Here is a 20113-nt window from a genome sequence, read left to right on the forward strand (position 1 = left end):
GAAATTAACCATAGGCTAAATAATTACAGCAAAGGATGTCTTTATAAAAACGGAGGACTTTCTGTTAAAATGTTTTTTTATAGAAGGTATAAGAGAAAAACCTTTCCATTGAAAATTCTATAATAGAATTATTCTCTTTCTTTTGCTTGGAAAGCACCTAAATCAGGAGCTGATGATCTTTGTGTACCAATGATATCAAAAGGCACTGAGTTTGCGGTATTTAAATCACCTTTACCAATTACTTCAGATGCTAAACCAATTTTAAAATTATTTTCCGAAGAATGAAAGTAATCAACCGAGCCGTTTATGATAACATCAAAATAGAATTCTGAATTAACAAAGTTATACAAGTCATTTAATTCAGTAGAAGGTTGGCTTAGAGAAAATTTAATGAAGCTATTTTTAAAATTGAAATTAAAGATGTTTTCCCCATTGGGAATTAAAGATACTTCAGATAGATTGTTACCATCGATAATACAATTTTTGAAATCTGCTTGTATCAAATCAAAACCCGTTCCTAGGTTATTTGATGCGCTATTTTTAATTTCTAAGGCAGCATTTGTTCTGAACCCTTTGTTCCAATAATTGGCAATTGTGCAATGTGTAAAAGAATAACTACCGCCATTTTCACAAAGTAGGGCAGAGGATCCAGCACCACCTAATATTAAGTTTTCGGCAACTATTTTGGCATTATTTGACCATATATTATGTCTACTGTTATTATATATCTGACTATTTTTAATGGTTAAGGTTTTAGCAGAAAGATTAGATTCACCTTCTGCAAATAATCCGATTTCGGCATTTCTAATGGTCAGGTGGTTTAAGCTATTATTTGTACTGCCTTTACGTATCCATAAAGCTCCCCATTGTCCTGGAATTTCAGAATATTCTGGTTCAAGTCGGTCTCCTTCAAAAACCACTTCCCCTTCTAATAATTCCTCATTCTCGCTTAAAGTACCATTAACGGTAATTACAGCGCCATTTTCGACTATTATCCCTGAATTTTTATGGAAATATACCCTTGCACCTGCATCAATTATTAATTCCTTTTCCTCTGGTACGATACCATATCCATAGATAACATATGCTTTGTTGTTCGTGAAATTTAATTCTTCATCTTTGAATTTGAATCCTGTTACTTCTATTTGGTTTCCGGCATCATCTGTATATAGGGCCACTGTTTCTGGTTCACGACCAGTTTCATCCATCGGAAAAAGAAAAATTGCATCTCTAGCCAACGTTATCAATTCTACTGACTGTTGGTGTGGTTCGTTGTCAAATAGAATGACGTCGGTATATAATAGTTCGTTGGATTCATCAGTAATAGCTATGGTTGTTTCAATTAAGATAAATAAACTATCCTGGGCATAAATAGTTATACGAGTAAATTTTTTACCAGCAACCCCATCTACATTCAACCTATAAAAACTTTCAGATCCATTTTTAAGAGATATGCTAGGGATGATTACATCATCCCTAGTGTTGTTGTAGACTTTTAAAATAAATGTACTACTACCGATTTCGGCGAAAACCGTATCTAAGAAGACTGTATCCTTGGAAAAAGATAGATTACCTGCACTGGGTGCATAATCAAAATCCTTTCTACATGAGGCACTCCATATTAGAGCAAATAATAATGAGAAAGTTATAAGGATTCTAATACGCACGCTTAGAAAGTTTTTGAATAAATTATTTAAAGAAAAATGTCTTTAATCTCGTCAGGAATTCGAACAGGTCTATAGGTTTTACTGTTTAGGAGACACCATTCGGTACTTGAGCGAACTAATATTTTTTTTGTTTTTCTATTTCTCATTTCAACTACCCTAGTTGATTTAGCGCCGGAGCTAGACGCTATAAAAGTGGTCATGGTTATGGGGTCATTTAATACAGCAGCAGTCTTATATTCGATATGATGACTAAGTACCACCCATATGGTCTCTTCTTGCATTTGTTCTGTGGCCTTTGCTTGCCAATGCTCTTTTGATATATCTTGAATCCACTGCACATAGCGCACATTATTCACATGGTTTAGGTCATCTAAATCATCTACAGAAACAATAAGGTCTTTTTTGAATATTGCCATCTTATTTCTTCTGAATTTTAACTTCAAACATTTTATCCCAAAATTTACCCGTAACAAAGAAAGTTTCACGGTCTGGATGATAGGCAATACCGTTTAAAACATTATTCGCCTTATCCCAATTTTCAATTTCAGTAATTTTGTCACTTAAACCACTAAAATTTATAACCCCTTCAATTGCGCCAGTTTTGCCGTCAATAATCATTACACTAGGTTTTTGATATACATTGGCATATATTTTTCCCTTTACAAATTCAAGTTCATTTGCAGAATTAACTATTGAAGAATTGGTAACGGTTTCTATATAACCTTCTTCCGTCATCGTATCAGGGTTTAAAAACCATATTTTTTCAGTTCCATCGCTCTTAAACAATTTCTTACCATCATTAGTAAGTCCCCAACCTTCACGACTTTTGCCATAATGAAAGTTGTCTAATTTTCTAAATGTTTTTAGGTCATAAATAAAGCCTAATCCACTTTGCCACGTAAGTTGATAAATTTTGTCATTTAGAATAGTTATACCTTCCCCGAAATAACTTTTATCCAAATCTATCTGTTCGTAAATCTTACCAGATTTGTAATCTAATTTTCTTAGAAAAGATTCGCCTTTTTTACCTGTACTTTCATATAAAGTGTCGTTGTGAAATTCTAAACCTTGTGTATAAGCTCTTGTATCGTGTGGATACTCATTAATGATGGTATACGTATATATTTCGGGAGCTTTTGCGGAAAAAACCTTGATATTCTTATTGATTTCAATCGTTTCACCATCAAACATTATTTTTGCCGTCAAGACCTTATGACCAAGCGTTGGAAGATTAATTGTCAGTTTGTTGTTGTTTAATGGAATTTCGATACCATCAATACTATACACTATGCGTTCAATACTCTTCTCTTTTTTGTTGTTTATACTGATACCAATTTCATCATTTTGACGTACCTGTTTCGCATTTTCAGCTAAATTAATTTCAAATAAAGAGGATGCTTTTTGATTACCGCTTCCACAGGCCATGAAAAGGCTGGGAATAAGAATTATACAAATAATTTTAACTAGACTCATTAATAAAAAAATTATTTAGGATTATGTAGTGCTTACAAGCAAGATTGACTCTTTGCTTAAGAGGAGCAATTTAATTCATAAAATTTAGAAACTAAAAGGATTGTGAAAGATTTAAAAGATTGTATATTTGCAGCTGGCAAGTCCTACACGACCAGCTCCTGTAGAATCCCCCAGGGTGGGAACACAGCAAGGGTATATAGTCGTAGCGGTGCGATGTAGGTAGCTTGCCTTTTTTTGTGCCTTATATTCAAATAATCTTAAAAAAGGTAACACATTCAAAACTAGTTTTATGTACAGTTTTAGCACCACTTATTTTTCTGAAATATGAAATCAAAGGTAATTCTAATTACAGGTGGGTCTTCCGGAATTGGAAAAGCAATAGGCTTACATTTAAAAGAAAAGGGATATACGATTTACGGTACTACCCGAGATAAAAAAAAATATCCTTCATTTTCTGAGTTTCCACTTTTAGAAATGGACGTTAGAAATATCGAAACGATAAAGAAGGCAGTTGCAGTAGTGCTAGAAAGAGAATCGAGAATAGATGTTTTGGTGAATAATGCAGGCATTGGCATAACCGGACCAATGGAAGAAACTCCTCAAGAAGAGATTATAAAGGCTTTTGCTACTAATTTTAACGGACCGTTGAGTGTAATTAATGAAGTACTTCCGGCAATGCGTAACCAGAAAAATGGGCTTATTGTAAATATTACTTCCATAGCAGGATATATGGGACTGCCCTACAGAGGAATATACTCTGCAAGCAAGGCTGCACTTGAGCTGGTAACCGAAAGTTATAGATTAGAAACTAAATCTTTTGGTATAAAGTTTACAACATTAGCTCCAGGAGATTTTGCTACAAATATCGCTTCAGGCAGGTATCACACTCCGGTATATGAGAATTCTCCTTATAGGAGTATGTATAAGACTACTTTAGAGGCTATTGATGCTGATGTGGATAGTGGAGGCGATCCAATTGAAGTTGGTAAGAAAATTGCCAAGATTATTGAAACTAAAAATCCTAAGCCTCATTACATGGTGGGATCTTTTATCCAAAAATTTTCTCTCACTCTCAAAAGTATTTTACCTGGACTTTGGTTTGAGAAACTATTAGAAAAACACAACGGAAATTAAAATCTACTTTCGTTGAAGAAGAGTACTTTAAATTACTAATTGTAATAGATATTAGAAAAACCATCGACAATTATAGCATTATCAGTAATTATCGCTTTATTCATGGGGTATAGAACTAATGTCTCAGTAAGTTCTTTGAAATTTTCTGTATGGTATTGTAATTTTGGGTCCACATCGAGGTTTTTTAAAATTACTTTCCAATCATTATAATCGGTTTTAATATTAATTCCAACAAGTTCGTGATCTGGTCTTTTGTCTTTTAATACTTCTATTCTTTTGAAAATTTCTTGATATTGCTTTTTATTCGTTCCCGACCAGAAATAGAAAAGTACTTTTTTATCTTTCCCTATTTCGGTTAAAGTTTTAATTTCCTTATCAAAGGATATAACACTTAAATTAGGAATTACTTTAGAAGGTTGGAGGTTGAGTATGCCTTGGTAAAGATTTTTAATTTCTTCGATATGCATATTGTTTTTAGAGACATTCTTGAACTCTTTTAAGAATATTTCAGTGTTTTCAGGTTCATCTTTCTTTTTTAGAAGATAATCAAATGCCACATTTCTAAATAGATTGTCTCTTAATTCTTTTTCAACTACCAAACTATCGATTAAATGAAGTTTGTGCTTATTAAAATGCAATTGCTTGCCTGTTCCTGAATTTCCATTCGGACAACCTTTAGCACAAGCCATGTAAGATAAATTTCCGAAATGAGCCTTCATGAAGTCATAATACGGCCTTAGGTATGTTAAATTAGGATTATTATAGTTTATGTTGTCACGATATGCATAAAAATTTTTAGGTAAATCATGCATAATTTCTTCCGAAGTCTTTCGCTTATGTTGAAAAGGATAGATTTCTTTATACCTATTGTAAGAGTACTCAATATTACTCATTAATAACTCATACCCACCTTGTGACATAGCAGATTCTGTCTTTAGTTCATTAAGACGGTCTAATTTTTCATTTTTGAGGGATGCAATTTTTTTAAGAAAATCTTCAGGCTCTAATTCGTAATATTGAGAATACATCGCCCCATCTTCCTCTTCTGCAGATAGAAATAATTCTAATTGAAAATTATTTAATTCCTCATTACTGCCCGAAAAAACTAATGATTCATCGAAGTATATCGTGTTAAGACGAACCATAAGGCTATCGCCTTTCTCCAAGTAAACATATTGATATTCGGGTGAAAGATTAAAATGGTATAACCCATTTTCAATAGCCGGTAAGTTGAATTTGAACCGGTTTTTATAGTCAAGTTGGGCTGAATCTATTTTTTTACCACCCTTGAACAATACAACTTGGTTGCTGGTAGGGTTCACAATTTCACCTGCGAAAAGAATTCTGTCCGAATCTTTTTTGGATGAGGAACAACCTACTAACAAAACAATAACTATAAAAAGTAGAATTCTATTCATATAGTACAGGGAACTGATACATCTCAAAAATAAGGAACCTAGGTTTTGGTTGTTGTTAACGGCTCGTTAAATGTTAAGGATGTCAATCTTATCCCCTGTTAATTGAAATTGATGGTTAACTAGTTAGTATGAGCCTATAATTTCAGTATTTTTGCACGGATTTTTAAAATAATATTATTATGCTTTCTGTTTCTAATCTTTCTGTTCAATTTGGTAAAAGAGTTTTGTTCGATGAAGTAAATGTGGCTTTTACTCAGGGCAATTGTTATGGTATCATTGGTGCCAATGGGGCGGGAAAATCTACATTTTTAAAAATTCTTGCGGGTCAAATGGATCCAACTTCTGGTCATGTACACTTAGAGCCAGGTAAAAGAATGTCAATTCTAGAGCAGAATCATAACTCGGCAGATACCTATACCGTACTTGAGACTGTAGTTATGGGTAACAAGCCGCTATATGAGATAAAAAAGGAAATAGATGCTTTGTATGCCGACTATGATGATAAGAATGCTGATCGAATAGGAGAGTTGCAAGTGAATTTCGAGGAAATGAATGGATGGAATGCAGATAGTAATGCTGCTGCTTTGCTTTCCAATTTAGGAATTAATGAGGAATATCATCAAACCCTAATGTCAGTGCTTGATTCAAAACTTAAGGTACGTGTTCTTTTAGCACAAGCATTATTCGGTAATCCTGATGTTTTGATAATGGATGAACCTACCAACGATTTGGATTATGAAACAATTAGTTGGTTAGAACACTTCTTGGCAGATTATGAAAATACGGTAATCGTTGTTTCGCATGACCGTCACTTTTTAGATACCGTATGTACCGATATAGGTGATATCGATTTTGGTAAGTTGAACTTGTATTCCGGTAATTATACATTTTGGTATGAAAGTAGTCAGCTAGCTGCCCGTCAACGTGCACAACAAAATAAAAAGTCAGAAGAGAAAGCTAAAGAACTACAAGAGTTTATTGCGCGATTTAGCGCTAACGTTGCGAAAAGTAAGCAGGCAACCTCGCGTAAAAAAATGCTGTCAAAATTAAAGGTTGAAGATATTAAACCATCTAGCCGTAGGTATCCTGCAATTATTTTTGATAGGGAACGTGAAGCGGGTGATCAAATATTACAAGTCGAAGGACTTTCTGCTTCTACGGATGAAGGGGAGGTTCTTTTTGAAAATATCAATATCAATTTGGCAAAAGGAGATAAAATTGCCATAATTTCTAGGGATTCTAGGGCAACTTCAGCTTTCTACGAAATTATCAACGGTAATAAAAAGGCAGATAAAGGTACGTTTCAATGGGGCATAACAACTACACAGTCATATTTACCGGCAGATAATGCTAGTTTTTTTACGGATGATATCAACCTAGTAGATTGGTTGCGTCAATATGCAAAAACAGAAGAAGAGCGCGAAGAAGTATACATCCGTGGATTTTTAGGTAAAATGCTATTTAGCGGCGAAGAAGCACTTAAGAAATGTACCGTACTTTCTGGTGGTGAAAAGGTTCGTAATATGTTAAGTAGAATGATGTTAATGCGTGCTAATGTATTAATGCTAGATGAACCAACAAACCATTTGGACCTTGAAAGCATTACGGCATTCAATAATTCCTTAAAGAATTTTAAAGGAACTGTGCTATTTACAACTCATGATCATGAGTTCGCACATACGGTGGCAAATAGAATCATAGAATTGACGCCTAAAGGCAACATTGATAGGTATTCTACGTTTGATGAATATATGTCTGACAAGGCATTAAAAGAGCAGCGTAATAAGATGTACGTTGTTACGGCATAGCGTAGATTAATCCAAATCGATGTCTTATGAAAACCTACAACCTTGTGGCCTGCATTATTATGGCCTTCAGTTTCGCTGCGTGCGATAAATCTACAGAGGAAAGTTCTGAAGAACTTTCAATGGCCTTAAATGCAAATTACACTGTATTTTTAAAAAGTAACAACCAACTAACTGCAACCATCCTAGGTTCTGCCAAAGCAGGTTTAGTTGTTCAAAATGCGGCAACCAATTTTAAGGATATCCCCTTAAGCTCCTTTAAATTTCGCACAGTAAAAGAGGTTAGTTACTATTATACCAGTAACTGTAGGGCTACTGTTCAAATCTATAATGCTGTTAGTGATACTTCAACAATGTTAAGTGTTTTTGAAGATATTGATTCTTGCTCTATAGAGGTGACAGCAATTGCGCATACCAAAGATGAACTATTTGTTTCTTATGAACAAGCGATAGAGGGAAAGGATAAGCAATATATAGTGCGGTCTATTTCATTGTCTTCTGATGGTTCTACATTTATAGATATTGTTTTAGATAAAAAACCAGTTGATTTAATGCCATCTTCAAATAGGTTGTTTGTGATGACTTCAAATGAATATGTTACCGATGAATTTCATCTATCTATCATTGATTTAAAGACCAAAGAAAACCTGATGGAGTTAGATTTAGGTAATGATGCAACCAAGTTGTTGAAAAATATCTCAGACCAAATAATTATTAGCTATCCAGAATTGCATACAACGTTAAACCCAATTACTCTAGATAAAAAATATACGATGTATGGAGAAGGTACAGCCCCAGGATTTTTATCTACGATTGATTCGTTTATGGATGGTGCCGGAAGAATCTATTTTCAAAAGACAATACCATCGGCTATCATAGCAACGGTACCCGCTATATATGATTTTGACAAAAATAGTACCGTCGTATATCTTTTTGAAAATTTCTTAAGTGAATCTGAATTGAATGTCAAATATAGTATAGCTGCAACAACTTCAATCAGCTATGACGAGGAAAACGGTTATGTGCTTATTGGTTATCAAAAGAAAGGTCAAGTAGGTAATGGTGGTATTTTAAGAATTAGTCCGACACCCGATTTTAAGATAATTGACAATATCGATTTAGAAGGTGTTCCGCAAAGCATATTTGTAAATTGAAAACGCAGTATCCACTTAACTATTAAAATATTTACTATTCCAAATAGCGGGGCTGAAGTTTTTGCCGAGAGCAAAACCATAAAATATAACTACTGCTGCTATGCATTTGAACATAAAAAAATTGATAATCCAAAATTCTACATTTGAACTTGATTTGGAAAAAAGTCCTTCAGGCACTAGTAGTGTGACCAAGAAACTTAGTAGTAGCACTAAAATAGATAAGTTCACCATGCCTTTAAATGGCCACATTAGCATTTTTCGTAAAGGATGTAAATCACTCCCCCATTGATGTATTAAATAATGGTAGCCGTTGCCTATGGGGGCAAATAACAATGGGTCATCCCTATCTTCTAGTTTAAAAAGCTTAGAGGGCGCGATTATTTTAAACCCCTTAATTTCTAAACCGTGTTCTTGCTCTAGCGCTTTAATTTTTGATAACGCCTCAACAGGTAATTCTCCTTTAAAATACTTAGAGTCTAAAAAACGAAGGCGATAGTCTATACAGATATTTTTAATCTCTTCAATATGATATATTCGTGAACTTTCCAAAAAATCGATTTTGAAACGATTCTGGATTATTCCATCATTAGTGGCTACGTTTTTCTCTATTCGGCCTAATTCAGAATCTAAATTTGAGAATATAGCATATACCTCTTTAAGTCTATTTTCTTCTGATGTTGAGCGTTTTAATTTAGCTTTATGTAGCTTATTTTCAATATTCGTTTTAGGTAGCATCTTGTCCTTATTATTAACAATACACTCAAATTTAGCTAATTATTGAATCTAGCGTAAATATGTTTATCACAATCAAAAGTTAAATAAATGTTAAATTATATTAATAGCTGGTTTGTCTTCTGAAACTATGAGTTGAAATTGTATCTTGACGTTGAAATTGTGTAGTTTATCGATTTTAAGAATATTTACCCTAACCGAACTCAAACTATGAAAAAGTGGACATACCTAGTGTCCTTGTGCACCTTATTGATAGGCTACCAGACTAAGGCACAAGATAAGGTTGCTGAATTACCAGTGGAACAAATTCTGCCGTATTTCACAAAATCTAAGAAGTCTATTATAGAGCGTACGGCTTCTTTTGAAAGTTACTCGACCTTATTAAGCGTATTAAAAGCAACCAATTTAGACCAAGTGTTAGGATATAATGGAGAGTTTACCATTTTCGCTCCATCAAATCTAGCGTTCGAGAAATTATCAAAAATCACAACAGATAAACTTTTAGACCCAAAGAATAAAAAGGTTCTAAAGACCATTCTGTCTCATCATATTATAGCCGGTAAATTATCGGCATCTTCTATTTTAAGAGCCATGTGTCGTGGCAATGGTTCGGCAAATTTCACGACTATACAAGGTGAAAAGATTATAGCTACCATGAAAGGCATAGAAATAATACTGACCGACAAATCTGGAAATCAAGCTATTATTGTCAGAGCAGATTCAAATCAATCTAACGGTGTCATCCACGAAATAGACACTGTATTTCTACCAATAAATATATTCTAATTACCGAAGTGCTGCTCCAAGTTTTTGTTCAAACGTTGCTTGTAGCTTAGACATAATCTTTTCTATTTGCTTCTCTGTCAGAGTGCTTTTATCATCCTGTAGTGTAAAGCTTACGGCGTATGATTTTTTGCCTTCGGGTATTTTTTTTCCTTCGTATACATCAAAGAGAGTTATATCCTTTAAATACTTACGTTCAGCTTCATACGATAAATCGAAAAGTTCTTCGTAGGTAGATTTTTGGTCCAGTAGTAGAGCGAAATCTCTCTTTACCTCTGGATATTTAGAAATATCCTTAAATAAAATTGGAGTTCTTTTTAGTTGTTTCAAAATTAAATCCCAATTGAAATCCGCATATAAAATATCTTGTTTAATATCAAAATGCTTGAGAATAGATTTTTTTATCAGTCCGAAAGAAACTAAATTATTTTCATTATAAACTAAGGATAAACCTTCTGAAAATATAGTTGACTTGGTTGGTTCACTGTTCAGATTACCTAGGCCTAGTCGTAATAATGTCGTCTCAACGATTGATTTCAATTCAAAGAAATTCGTAGATAAAGCTTTTTCTGTCCAGCTATCTTGAATAGAATCACCAGATATAAGAATACTTAAATATTTATTTTCTATTCTCTCACCTGCTTTAGATAGATATGTTTTGCCGAATTCAAATAATTTAAGGTTGGACTTTCTTCTATTTATATTATAGCTAGCTGTTTCTAATGCAGAAAATAGTGAGGCTCTTCTTAACACAGATAAATCACCACTTAACGGATTAATTATTTCAATCGATTTATGTTCGCTTTCCTCATTATCTAAAAGAGCGGTATAATTAGGATTGGTTAGGCTATTGGTGAGAATTTCATAGTACCCTTTTGAAGCTAAGATATTTCCAATAGTGGTTTGTATAGTGTGATCTTCGGTAGGTGTTGTTGTCGCTATCGATGCGTTCAGTTTTTCACTAAAATCAATATTGTTATACCCATAAACGCGTAAAATTTCTTCTATTACATCTACTTGCCGTTGTACGTCTACTCGATAAGAAGGCACTTCAAGTCCCATACCTGATTCAGTTACATTTTTAACTTTTATATCAAGTGAAGCCAATATAGATTTGATAGTATCTTGGGGTATCTCTTGGCCAATTAATTTATTTATTTTTTCAAAAGCTAAGAAAACTTCAAAATTAGAGACTTTGTTGGGGTACAGGTCTATTACTTCAGATGTTATTTCACCACCTGCTATTTCTTTTATTAGCAAAGCAGCTCGTTTAAGACTGTACTCTATATTTTCAATGTCAATACCACGTTCAAATCTAAAGGAGGCATCGGTATTCAGCCCATGTCTTTTAGCTGATTTACGTATGGCTATTGGATTGAAATAAGCGCATTCTAAAAATATCGAAGTAGTCTCTTCTGTTACTCCTGATCCAAGACCACCAAAAATGCCTGCCAAACACAAAGGTTTTTCCGTATCGCAAATCATTAGATCATCTTCATGTAATGTTCTTTCAACACCGTCAAGAGTAATAAACTTGGTCCCTTTTGCCACTGTTTGGACTACAATTTTATTCCCTTTTATTTTAGCCGCATCAAAGGCATGTAGAGGCTGCCCTAATTCATGTAATACATAATTAGTAGCATCTACTATATTATTTTTAGGTGTGATACCAATTGATTTAAGTCTGTTTTGAAGCCAAGTAGGGGAGGGCTGTACTATTAAATCACTTAATGTCACCCCACAATATCTTGGTGCCAAAGACGTATTTTTAACATCAACATCAATTTTTAATGAACGATCATTGATGTTAAAATGACTGGTAGATGGAGTTATAAGTTCTTTTGAGATTTCTATTTGCTTTAAGCCTGCTTTAAAATCTCGAGCAACCCCAAAATGACTCATGGCATCTGCACGGTTAGGGGTAAGGCCTATTTCAAAAATCTCGTCCTCTTCAATTTCAAAGATTTCTGCACACGGCGTTCCCGCTTCTAAATCTTCATCCAATACCATAATTCCATCATGGCTGACTCCAAGACCTAATTCGTCTTCTGCGCAAATCATACCATGACTTTCCTCACCACGTATTTTTCCTTTCTTTATTGTCCAACCTTCCCCATCTGCAGTATAAAGGGTGGTTCCTATTGTAGCAACGGGAACTTTCTGACCCTTAGCTACATTGCGTGCACCACAAACAATTTGAAGTGGTTTTTCCAGACCCACATCAACCATTGTGACGTTCAACTTATCTGCATTTGTGTGTTTCTCACAACTTAATACATGCCCAACAACGACACCTTTCAATCCGCCTTTTACAGATTCAAATTTTTCGACACCTTCTACCTCTAACCCTAAATCAGTTAAAAGTTCAGCTGTTTTTTGGGATTCCCAATCTATTTGTATGAACTGTTTTAACCAGTTATATGATATTTTCATTCAAATCATTTATAGGGGGCAAAGATAAAACAATGCCGGTACACATTCAATAAGCTATTAAGTGTTTCTTTTAATTTTTAATTCTGCCATTTAAATCGTTATTTTGTTCGTTAAACCTAAATGAATATGAGATTATGTAGTGGTATACTTGCCATTTTTATGCTTTTGGTTTCTTGCAATGAGAAAGGGCAAGAGCACAATCTAGCGGAAGGTATTTGGAGGGTAGAACTTAAGGTGATGGATAGTCAAGTTCTGCCTTTTAATCTTAACGTCAGCAAGAATGTAGCAGGAAAATATACGATGCAAATCATTAATGCAGCAGAAACTATTGAAGTAGATGAAATTGAAATTATTGGTGATTCAATTGTTATACAAACCCCGGTTTTTGAAGGGTATTTAGTAGGAAAATTTTCTGAGAGAGAAATTACAGGCCAGTTTGTCAAAGAGAGTTTAGACAGAATTGTTCCTTTTAAGGCGGTATATGGTGTTGAAGAAAGATTTACCACTAATAATCCAAGCGCAAAAAACATATCGGGATTATGGGAAGCCTATTTTAGTCCCGATACGGATGATGCATATATTGGAAAGGGAATTTTTCTTCAGGATGATAATCAAGTGACTGGCACATTTAGAACTACGACAGGCGACTATCGATATCTGGAAGGAGTTATGGATGGTGATTCGCTCAAATTATCAGCATTCGATGGTGCTCATGCATTTTTGTTTACAGCAAAAGTTACCGATTCAAGTATGAATGGCGTCTTTTATTCGGGTAATCACTTTAAAGAACCATTTACTGCCTCAAGAAATGATGGGTTTGAATTGCCTAATCCAGACTCATTGACATATATCAACGAAGGGTATGAGAAATTGGCCTTTGCATTTCCTGATACCGATGGTAATTTAATTTCTCTAGAGGATGAAGTATTTAGAAATAAGGTGGTGATAGTGCAGTTAATGGGAACTTGGTGCCCTAATTGTTTAGATGAAACCAAATTTTTGGTTGACTATTTGAAAGAAAACGATAACAAGGATCTTAAAGTGATAGGATTAGCTTTTGAATCTGCTAAAACGAAAGAAAAGTCAATCAAAGGTATGGAGCGTCTAAAGGAAAGAATAGGAATTTCATATCCAATGTTATTAGCACAATTCGGAACATATGATAAATCGGAAGCACAGAAAAAATTACCCATGTTAAACCATGTTCTTTCCTACCCAACGACGATCTTTATGGATAAAAAAGGAGAAGTACGAAAAATTCATACGGGATTTAATGGTCCGGCAACTGGAAATAAATTCATTGAATTTAAAAGAGATTTCGACCAGTTGGTAACTGAACTAATTAATGAATAATTTAATTGTTAGATAATAGTTGATTTTCCCAATCCGATATTTTCATCATTCATAGTAAAAGTACCATCTAGTTCCAAGATGTTATCTGCGATAAAATCACCCACATAATTCGTTCCATATTTAGAACTTCCTAAAATATCTGGAGTTACAATTTTTTTCGAGAATGATTTTAATACTGCTGCAACAACAGCATCAGATTCTTCATTCATTTTAAAATGTTGCAACAACATGGCCATACTTAGAATAGATGCTACAGGATTAGCTATATTTTTTCCTTCTGCATCTGGATAGGAACCGTGAATAGGTTCAAACATAGCATGTTCAAGACCAACAGAAGCAGATGGAAGTAGCCCTATAGAACCTGCAATAACACTGCCTTGATCAGAAAGAATATCACCGAACATAATATCGGTTAAAATCACATCGAATTGTGATGGATTCAAAATCATTTGCACAGCTGCATTATCTATAAATAGACAGTCTAGTGTCACATCTGGATAGCTTTCGGAAATAGAACGTACTACGCGCCTCCAAAGGCGAGAGGTTACCATAACATTAGCTTTATCGACTAAGGTCACTTTCTTTTTTCTAGACCTAGCAGATTTGAAGGCAAGGTGTGCGATTCTACTTATTTCCCCTTCGGTATACGTACAAGTATCTGTTGCAGAATTTTGTTCTTCATTAATAGATTTATTACCATAATAAATACCACCGGAAAGTTCTCTAAATATTACTAAGTCTGTATTTTGAACACTTTTTTTAGGTAATGGTGATTGCTTCACAAATGAAGGAAAAACCTTTACAGGTCTAATATTCGCAAAAAGACCTAGTTCTTTACGTAATTTAAGTAATCCCTGTTCTGGCCAAACTTTAGCCTTGGGATTGTCATCATATTCTGGCAACCCTAATGCTCCAAATAATGTGGCATCAGCGTTTTTACACATTTGTAAAGTTTCCTTAGGAAGTGGGTTCCCGGTTTTCTTTATGGCAGACGCCCCAATTAAGCCTTTTTTGAACGTAAAACTATGGCCAAAAGTTTCCTCTACAGAGCGAAGACACTTTATAGATTGTGCGACTACTTCTGGTCCGATTCCGTCTCCTTCTAAAATAGCGATGTTTAAATGCATAATTAGCTAATACGTTGTAAGTCTATTTTGGCAGTCTCAACAATTTGATGAATATCTTCATCCTTCACTTCTTTTTTGGTATCCGCAAATACTAAAAATGCTTCGTATACCATATCTAATTGAATTTTGGTTAGTTCGTAACCTACAATTTTGGCTCTGTATGCTAAGGCAGCTCTACCGCTACGCGCTGTTAATACAATTGATGATTCGGTAACTCCGACATCGGCAGGATCCATAATTTCGTATGTTTCCCTATTCTTAATAACACCATCTTGATGTATGCCAGAACTATGCGCAAATGCATTTGCACCTACAATAGCTTTGTTAGGCTGCACCATCATGCCCATTTTACGCGATACCATTTGACTCGTGTCAAAAAGTAATTTACTATTAATGGTCGTATCCAAATTAAGGTCTGGGTGTTGACGCATAATCATTACCACTTCTTCTAATGAAGTATTTCCGGCGCGTTCACCTATACCATTAATGGTACATTCAATTTGTCTGGCTCCATTTAATACACCGGCAATTGAATTGGCTGTTGCCAACCCTAAGTCGTTATGACAATGACATGAAAGTATGGCTTTATCAATTCCTTTTACATTTTCAAGTAAATATTTTATTTTAGCACCATATTCGTCCGGCAAGCAATATCCTGTTGTATCAGGTATATTTAAAACTGTTGCGCCTGCTTTAACTACTTCCTCACATACGCGTGCTAAAAATTCATTATCCGTTCGTCCGGCATCCTCAGCATAAAATTCTACATCTTCTACAAAAGTCTTCGCATAACTTACTGCAGCTACTGCTCGTTCAATTATTGCATCACGATTAGAATTGAATTTATATTTTATATGAGAGTCAGATGTACCTATACCTGTATGAATTCTAGGCATTTTAGCATATTTTAATGCTTCAGCTGCAACTTCAATGTCTTTTCGAACAGCACGTGTCAGTCCACAAACTGTAGCGTTTTTAACGAGTTTTGCTATGGCTTCGACAGATTTAAAATCACCAGGACTAGAAACCGGAAAGCCGGCCTCGATAATATTAACACCTAATAAATCTAGGCGCTCAGCGATTACCAATTTTTGTTCCATGTCTAACTTGCAGCCAGGAACTTGTTCTCCATCTCTTAATGTTGTGTCAAATATTTGTACGATATCTTTACTCATTATATTTACGTAATTTTACTAGTCAAACGAATATATAACCTAATACACAAAACACACAAATTTTGTCACGTTGTTTACAATGTTAAGACAGATTTTTAGGTATATAAAACACTGAATTACAATTATTTAAACTCTTTTTTTTACGATGACAAATGCACATAAAGATGGTTTGTTCGTTTTAGTTAAATCTCTTTCAAAATCTGAGAAGCGACAGTTTAAACTCTATGTAGGCAGATTAGGGGTGAATACCGATGCTAAGTTTTTGGCGCTTTTCAATTTATTGGATAAAATTAAGCAATATCATGAGAAAATAATACTAGAAAGCGGTATTGTTAAAAAAGCGCAACTCTCCAACTTAAAAGCACATCTCTACAAACAGATTTTAGTAAGCTTACGGTTGAACCCCGTTAACCAAAATATTAGGGTACAAATAAGGGAGCAACTAGATTTTGCAACCATACTTTATCAAAAAGGCCTTTACAAGCAAAGTCTAAAGATTCTTGATAAGGTGAAAACCATTGCCATAGAAAATGAGGAGAAGAATATTGCTTATGAGATAGTCGAGCTTGAGAAAATTATAGAAACACAATATATTACCCGAAGTATTCCAGATCGTGCAAATGAACTTGCTGTGCAGGCAAAAGAACTTTCTGGTCAGAATGTAATGACCAGTAAACTTTCGAATCTATCGTTACAATTATATGGTATGATGTTGAAAGTTGGTTATGTAAGGAGTGATGAAGACTATCAAAAAGTAAAAACGTACTTCAACGACCACTTGCCATTATATAATATAGAAGACTTAGGTTTTCGTGAAAAACTTTGGTTATATAAGGCATACCTCTGGTATAGTTTTCTTACTCAAGATTTCTTATCCTGTTATAAATATTCCAGTAAGTGGGTAGATTTATTCTATGAACATAAGGATATGATTTACCTTAATCCGGTATTTTTTTTAAAGGGAAATCATTATCTATTAGAATCCTTATTCTATGTTCAATATAGCTCTCAATTTAAAGAAGTGCTTGAGCGACTAGAGAGGACAATAAAGGAAAAGGAATTTCCAGATAATGACAATATTAATTCATTGGTATTTATTTATATAAACGCCAATAAATTAAATCTACATTTCTTGGAAGGTACCTTCGAAAAGGGATTGTATCTGGTGAAAATTGTAGAGTATGGTATTAATAAACATCGAGATAGAATTGATATTCACCATGTAATGGTGCTGTACTATAAAATCGCCTGTCTATATTTTGGTGTAGGAGATAACAAAACATGTATTCACTATCTTAAAAAGATTATTGAGAACAAGAACCTGAAAATGCGTGAAGATTTAATGTGTTTTGCCAGAGTATTAAGTCTTGTAGCGCATTATGAAGCAGGAATGGACTATCATTTAGAAATACAACTAAAAAGCACGTATAAATTTCTTTTAAAGATGAATGATATGCATGCCGTTCAAAAAGAGATGATTAAGTTTTTGAGAAGTCTAGGAGGTATTTATCCAAACCAATTAAAGGCTGAATTTCAAAAATTGTATACCGAACTTAAGAAATACGAGGACCATCCCTACGAGAAAAGGGCATTCTTATATCTAGATATCCTTTCTTGGTTAGAGAGCCATTTACAGAATAAGCCTGTTTCTCAGATTATGAGGGAGAAAGCAATGGCGCATATTCGCTAGGGATAGTTTTCAATATGAATAAATTACATATTCAGCATTTATTAGAAATCAATTTGGCCATGTTTTTCATTGCCACATCGGGTGCTTTGGGTAGGTATGTACAATTACCGGTTACGGTAACGATTGGTACTAGGGCAATTTTGGCCTTTTTCGTGTTAGTTTTATTTTGTTGGTGGAAGAATATCTCATTTACACCTAAACGAAAAGATGTATCAGTAATCGTATTGAGCGGACTCTTAATGTGTGTTCATTGGGTAGCCTATTTCTATGCATTAAAGCTTTCTAGTGTAGCTATAGGTATGTTGTCGTTGTTTACGTATCCCGTAATTACAGCTTTTTTAGAACCAATCATGTTGGGTACAAAATTTCAGCGTATTCATTTGCTATTGGCTTCTTTAGTACTTGCCGGTATGTATTTTTTGAGTCCGAATTTAGACTTGGAAAATTCACATACAATTGCAATTGCATTCGGACTTCTTTCTGCGTTAGCCTATGCGATTAGAAATATTTTACTAAAACAAAAGGTTTCCAGTTACAATGGTTCTATGCTCATGGTATATCAAACAGGAATAGTCGGTCTTCTACTTTTTCCATTCCTTTTCATCACTTCATTTGATTTGATAGTAGGTCAATGGCAGGCATTGGTGGCATTGGCAGTTTTAACAACCGCCATTGGTCACACCTTGTTTTTAATGACGTTTAAGCATTTTAATATAACTACGGTAAGCATACTCAGTAGTATTCAACCTGTCTATGGTATATTAATTGGAGCTTTTTTTCTTTCGGAAATACCAAAAGGAACGACCATCTTTGGCGGTATTCTCATTTTAAGTTCGGTAGTAATAGAAAGTATTCGAGCTAAAGGGATGAGCGATACTCCTAATGTTATTCGGTAGCTTTTACGCCTAGAGAATTAGTACCAAATTGGTTGATTATATTTTCCCCGAATTTAGTAAACTGTTCATTTTTGACCATTTCACGAACTTTTACAGGATCAAAATCACCTTTGAAATATAAAAAAGAGCCTGACTGACTATTGTTATTGTAGATTAGAATTTCTTTGACTGAATTTCTTTTTTCACGAATAGAAACAACATTTCGTCTTAAATTATCATTTTTTCTAAATACCTCGATGAATGAATTACCAGTTATTCTGTTCATTTGTGAATTAAGAAATTGTGATCTGCTGGGTGTATTGCTTGGAAATTGCATATACCGTAAATCTTTGGTGTTGCCGACTAAGGCTTTCATTTCTGGAGAAATCTCACTCACCATGGCCAACATGAACTGCGGTACCCGTATTGCCGTTACTTGATTGTCATTTTTATGGGTGTTATAAAATGTGTCCATAGAATTATAACCACTGCACGCAAAAAGTATTAGCAATAGGCTTAGAACAACAAGTTTTCTGATCATGGTATATGGGCTTTAAGGTATATAAAAATAGTAAATTTAAACACATGCATTCCAAATAGAATCGTTGGGTACTGGAGCAACTATTTCTAAAACATCTTTTTTGACCGGGTGTGTGAGCCTAAGTTTACGTGCATGCAAGTGTATACTGCCATCATCATTACTTCTATTGAAACCATACTTTAAATCACCCTTAATAGGAGAGCCAATTGCAGTAAGTTGTGATCTTATCTGATGATGCCTACCTGTCTCCAAATCTATTTCCAACAAGTGGTAATTATCTAGACTTTTTATTAATCGATAACTTAAAACAGCCTTCTTGCTATCGTCTACTTCTTTGATATGGGCGTATGATTTATTTTGTTTGGTATTTCTTTTTAACCAGTGCACTAACTTTTTTTCAGGGTCACTTGGTCTATTTTTTACAATCGCCCAATAGGTTTTCTTTGCATTTTTCTCCGCAAACATTTTATTAAGTCTTGGTAAAGCCTTGGAGGTCTTTGCAAAAACTACGATACCAGAAGTAGGTCGGTCTAAACGATGAACAACACCTAAATACACATTTCCTGGTTTGTTATATTTCTTCTTTAAAAAAGCCTTGACGGTTTCGCTTAGGGGCTTATCACCGGTTTTATCTCCTTGTACTATATCTCCAGGCCGTTTATTGATGACAATCAAATGATTATCCTCAAATAATACTTGCAGATTTTCGACGGTAGAATGTTGTTTTTTTGACAATTAAAGAGATTTATATAG

Annotated in this window: 17 protein-coding genes and 1 other RNA gene; 8 read left to right on the forward strand and 10 right to left on the reverse strand. The window is 34.3% G+C overall.

Annotated elements, in window-relative coordinates; translation table 11 throughout:
• Positions 1 to 128 precede the first annotated feature (128 nt).
• From ES765_RS04675 to ES765_RS04685, 3 genes are read right to left on the reverse strand one after another with little or no spacing between them, the layout of a single operon-like run.
• The gene (locus ES765_RS04675) at positions 129 to 1667 is read right to left on the reverse strand and encodes a right-handed parallel beta-helix repeat-containing protein (protein ID WP_138111589.1); all 1539 of its coding nucleotides are present in this window, start codon (positions 1665 to 1667) and stop codon (positions 129 to 131) included.
• 26 nt (positions 1668 to 1693) lie between these two features.
• The gene (locus ES765_RS04680; RefSeq protein WP_138111591.1) at positions 1694 to 2083 is read right to left on the reverse strand and encodes an acyl-CoA thioesterase; all 390 of its coding nucleotides are present in this window, start codon (positions 2081 to 2083) and stop codon (positions 1694 to 1696) included.
• A gap of 1 nt (position 2084) precedes the next feature.
• Entirely contained in the window at positions 2085 to 3140 is a 1056-nt protein-coding gene (locus ES765_RS04685; RefSeq protein WP_138111593.1) for a glutaminyl-peptide cyclotransferase, read from the reverse strand.
• Positions 3141 to 3274: 134 nt separating this feature from the next.
• Between ES765_RS04685 and ffs the strand changes: the two genes are divergently transcribed.
• Both ffs and ES765_RS04695 read left to right on the forward strand, forming a co-directional pair.
• Positions 3275 to 3373, forward strand: an RNA gene (gene ffs / locus ES765_RS04690) — signal recognition particle sRNA small type.
• 91 nt (positions 3374 to 3464) lie between these two features.
• Positions 3465 to 4274, forward strand: coding sequence for an SDR family oxidoreductase (locus ES765_RS04695; RefSeq protein ID WP_138111595.1), 810 nt, complete (start codon positions 3465 to 3467; stop codon positions 4272 to 4274).
• A 35-nt stretch (positions 4275 to 4309) separates the two neighbouring features.
• Here the strand turns inward: ES765_RS04695 and ES765_RS04700 are convergent, their stop codons facing one another.
• Positions 4310 to 5692, reverse strand: a complete 1383-nt coding sequence (locus ES765_RS04700; protein WP_138111597.1) for a transaldolase — start codon at positions 5690 to 5692, stop codon at positions 4310 to 4312.
• Positions 5693 to 5871: 179 nt separating this feature from the next.
• On the opposite strand from ES765_RS04700, the gene ES765_RS04705 reads away from it, so the two are divergent.
• Both ES765_RS04705 and ES765_RS04710 read left to right on the forward strand, forming a co-directional pair.
• Entirely contained in the window at positions 5872 to 7500 is a 1629-nt protein-coding gene (locus ES765_RS04705; RefSeq protein WP_138111599.1) for an ABC-F family ATP-binding cassette domain-containing protein, read from the forward strand.
• A 26-nt stretch (positions 7501 to 7526) separates the two neighbouring features.
• Positions 7527 to 8651 carry a hypothetical protein gene (locus tag ES765_RS04710; RefSeq protein WP_138111601.1) on the forward strand — a complete coding sequence of 375 codons (1125 nt, stop codon included), beginning with the start codon at positions 7527 to 7529 and terminating at the stop codon, positions 8649 to 8651.
• Positions 8652 to 8666: 15 nt separating this feature from the next.
• Here ES765_RS04710 and ES765_RS04715 read toward each other — a convergent pair whose 3' ends face one another.
• A complete protein-coding gene (locus tag ES765_RS04715; RefSeq protein ID WP_138111603.1) occupies positions 8667 to 9386 on the reverse strand; it encodes a hypothetical protein in 720 nt (239 codons plus the stop codon).
• A 207-nt stretch (positions 9387 to 9593) separates the two neighbouring features.
• Between ES765_RS04715 and ES765_RS04720 the strand changes: the two genes are divergently transcribed.
• Complete coding sequence (locus ES765_RS04720; protein WP_138111605.1) at positions 9594 to 10169, forward strand: fasciclin domain-containing protein; 576 nt, start codon at positions 9594 to 9596, stop codon at positions 10167 to 10169.
• On the opposite strand, the gene pheT is transcribed toward ES765_RS04720, so the two are convergent.
• Positions 10170 to 12599, reverse strand: a complete 2430-nt coding sequence (pheT, locus tag ES765_RS04725) for a phenylalanine--tRNA ligase subunit beta (RefSeq protein WP_138111607.1) — start codon at positions 12597 to 12599, stop codon at positions 10170 to 10172.
• A gap of 126 nt (positions 12600 to 12725) precedes the next feature.
• Between pheT and ES765_RS04730 the strand changes: the two genes are divergently transcribed.
• Positions 12726 to 13952: a peroxiredoxin family protein gene (locus tag ES765_RS04730; RefSeq protein ID WP_138111609.1), complete on the forward strand. Its 1227-nt coding sequence runs from the start codon at positions 12726 to 12728 to the stop codon at positions 13950 to 13952.
• Between the two features lie 8 nt (positions 13953 to 13960).
• Here the strand turns inward: ES765_RS04730 and leuB are convergent, their stop codons facing one another.
• Complete coding sequence (gene leuB, locus ES765_RS04735) at positions 13961 to 15079, reverse strand: 3-isopropylmalate dehydrogenase (protein ID WP_138111611.1); 1119 nt, start codon at positions 15077 to 15079, stop codon at positions 13961 to 13963.
• A gap of 2 nt (positions 15080 to 15081) precedes the next feature.
• Entirely contained in the window at positions 15082 to 16254 is a 1173-nt protein-coding gene (locus tag ES765_RS04740) for a 2-isopropylmalate synthase (RefSeq protein ID WP_138111613.1), read from the reverse strand.
• A gap of 145 nt (positions 16255 to 16399) precedes the next feature.
• On the opposite strand from ES765_RS04740, the gene ES765_RS04745 reads away from it, so the two are divergent.
• Both ES765_RS04745 and ES765_RS04750 read left to right on the forward strand, forming a co-directional pair.
• The gene (locus ES765_RS04745; protein ID WP_138111615.1) at positions 16400 to 17944 is read left to right on the forward strand and encodes a hypothetical protein; all 1545 of its coding nucleotides are present in this window, start codon (positions 16400 to 16402) and stop codon (positions 17942 to 17944) included.
• A gap of 14 nt (positions 17945 to 17958) precedes the next feature.
• Positions 17959 to 18840 carry a DMT family transporter gene (locus ES765_RS04750; RefSeq protein WP_249356239.1) on the forward strand — a complete coding sequence of 294 codons (882 nt, stop codon included), beginning with the start codon at positions 17959 to 17961 and terminating at the stop codon, positions 18838 to 18840.
• On the opposite strand, the gene ES765_RS04755 is transcribed toward ES765_RS04750, so the two are convergent.
• Positions 18830 to 19360 carry a DUF4252 domain-containing protein gene (locus ES765_RS04755; protein WP_138111617.1) on the reverse strand — a complete coding sequence of 177 codons (531 nt, stop codon included), beginning with the start codon at positions 19358 to 19360 and terminating at the stop codon, positions 18830 to 18832. The two genes, ES765_RS04750 and ES765_RS04755, sit on opposite strands and share 11 nt — an antisense overlap.
• A gap of 36 nt (positions 19361 to 19396) precedes the next feature.
• Positions 19397 to 20095, reverse strand: coding sequence for an RluA family pseudouridine synthase (locus ES765_RS04760; RefSeq protein WP_138111619.1), 699 nt, complete (start codon positions 20093 to 20095; stop codon positions 19397 to 19399).
• Positions 20096 to 20113 lie beyond the last annotated feature (18 nt).

The sequence above is a fragment of the Maribacter sp. ACAM166 genome, from assembly GCF_005771495.1.
GTDB lineage: Bacteria > Bacteroidota > Bacteroidia > Flavobacteriales > Flavobacteriaceae > Maribacter.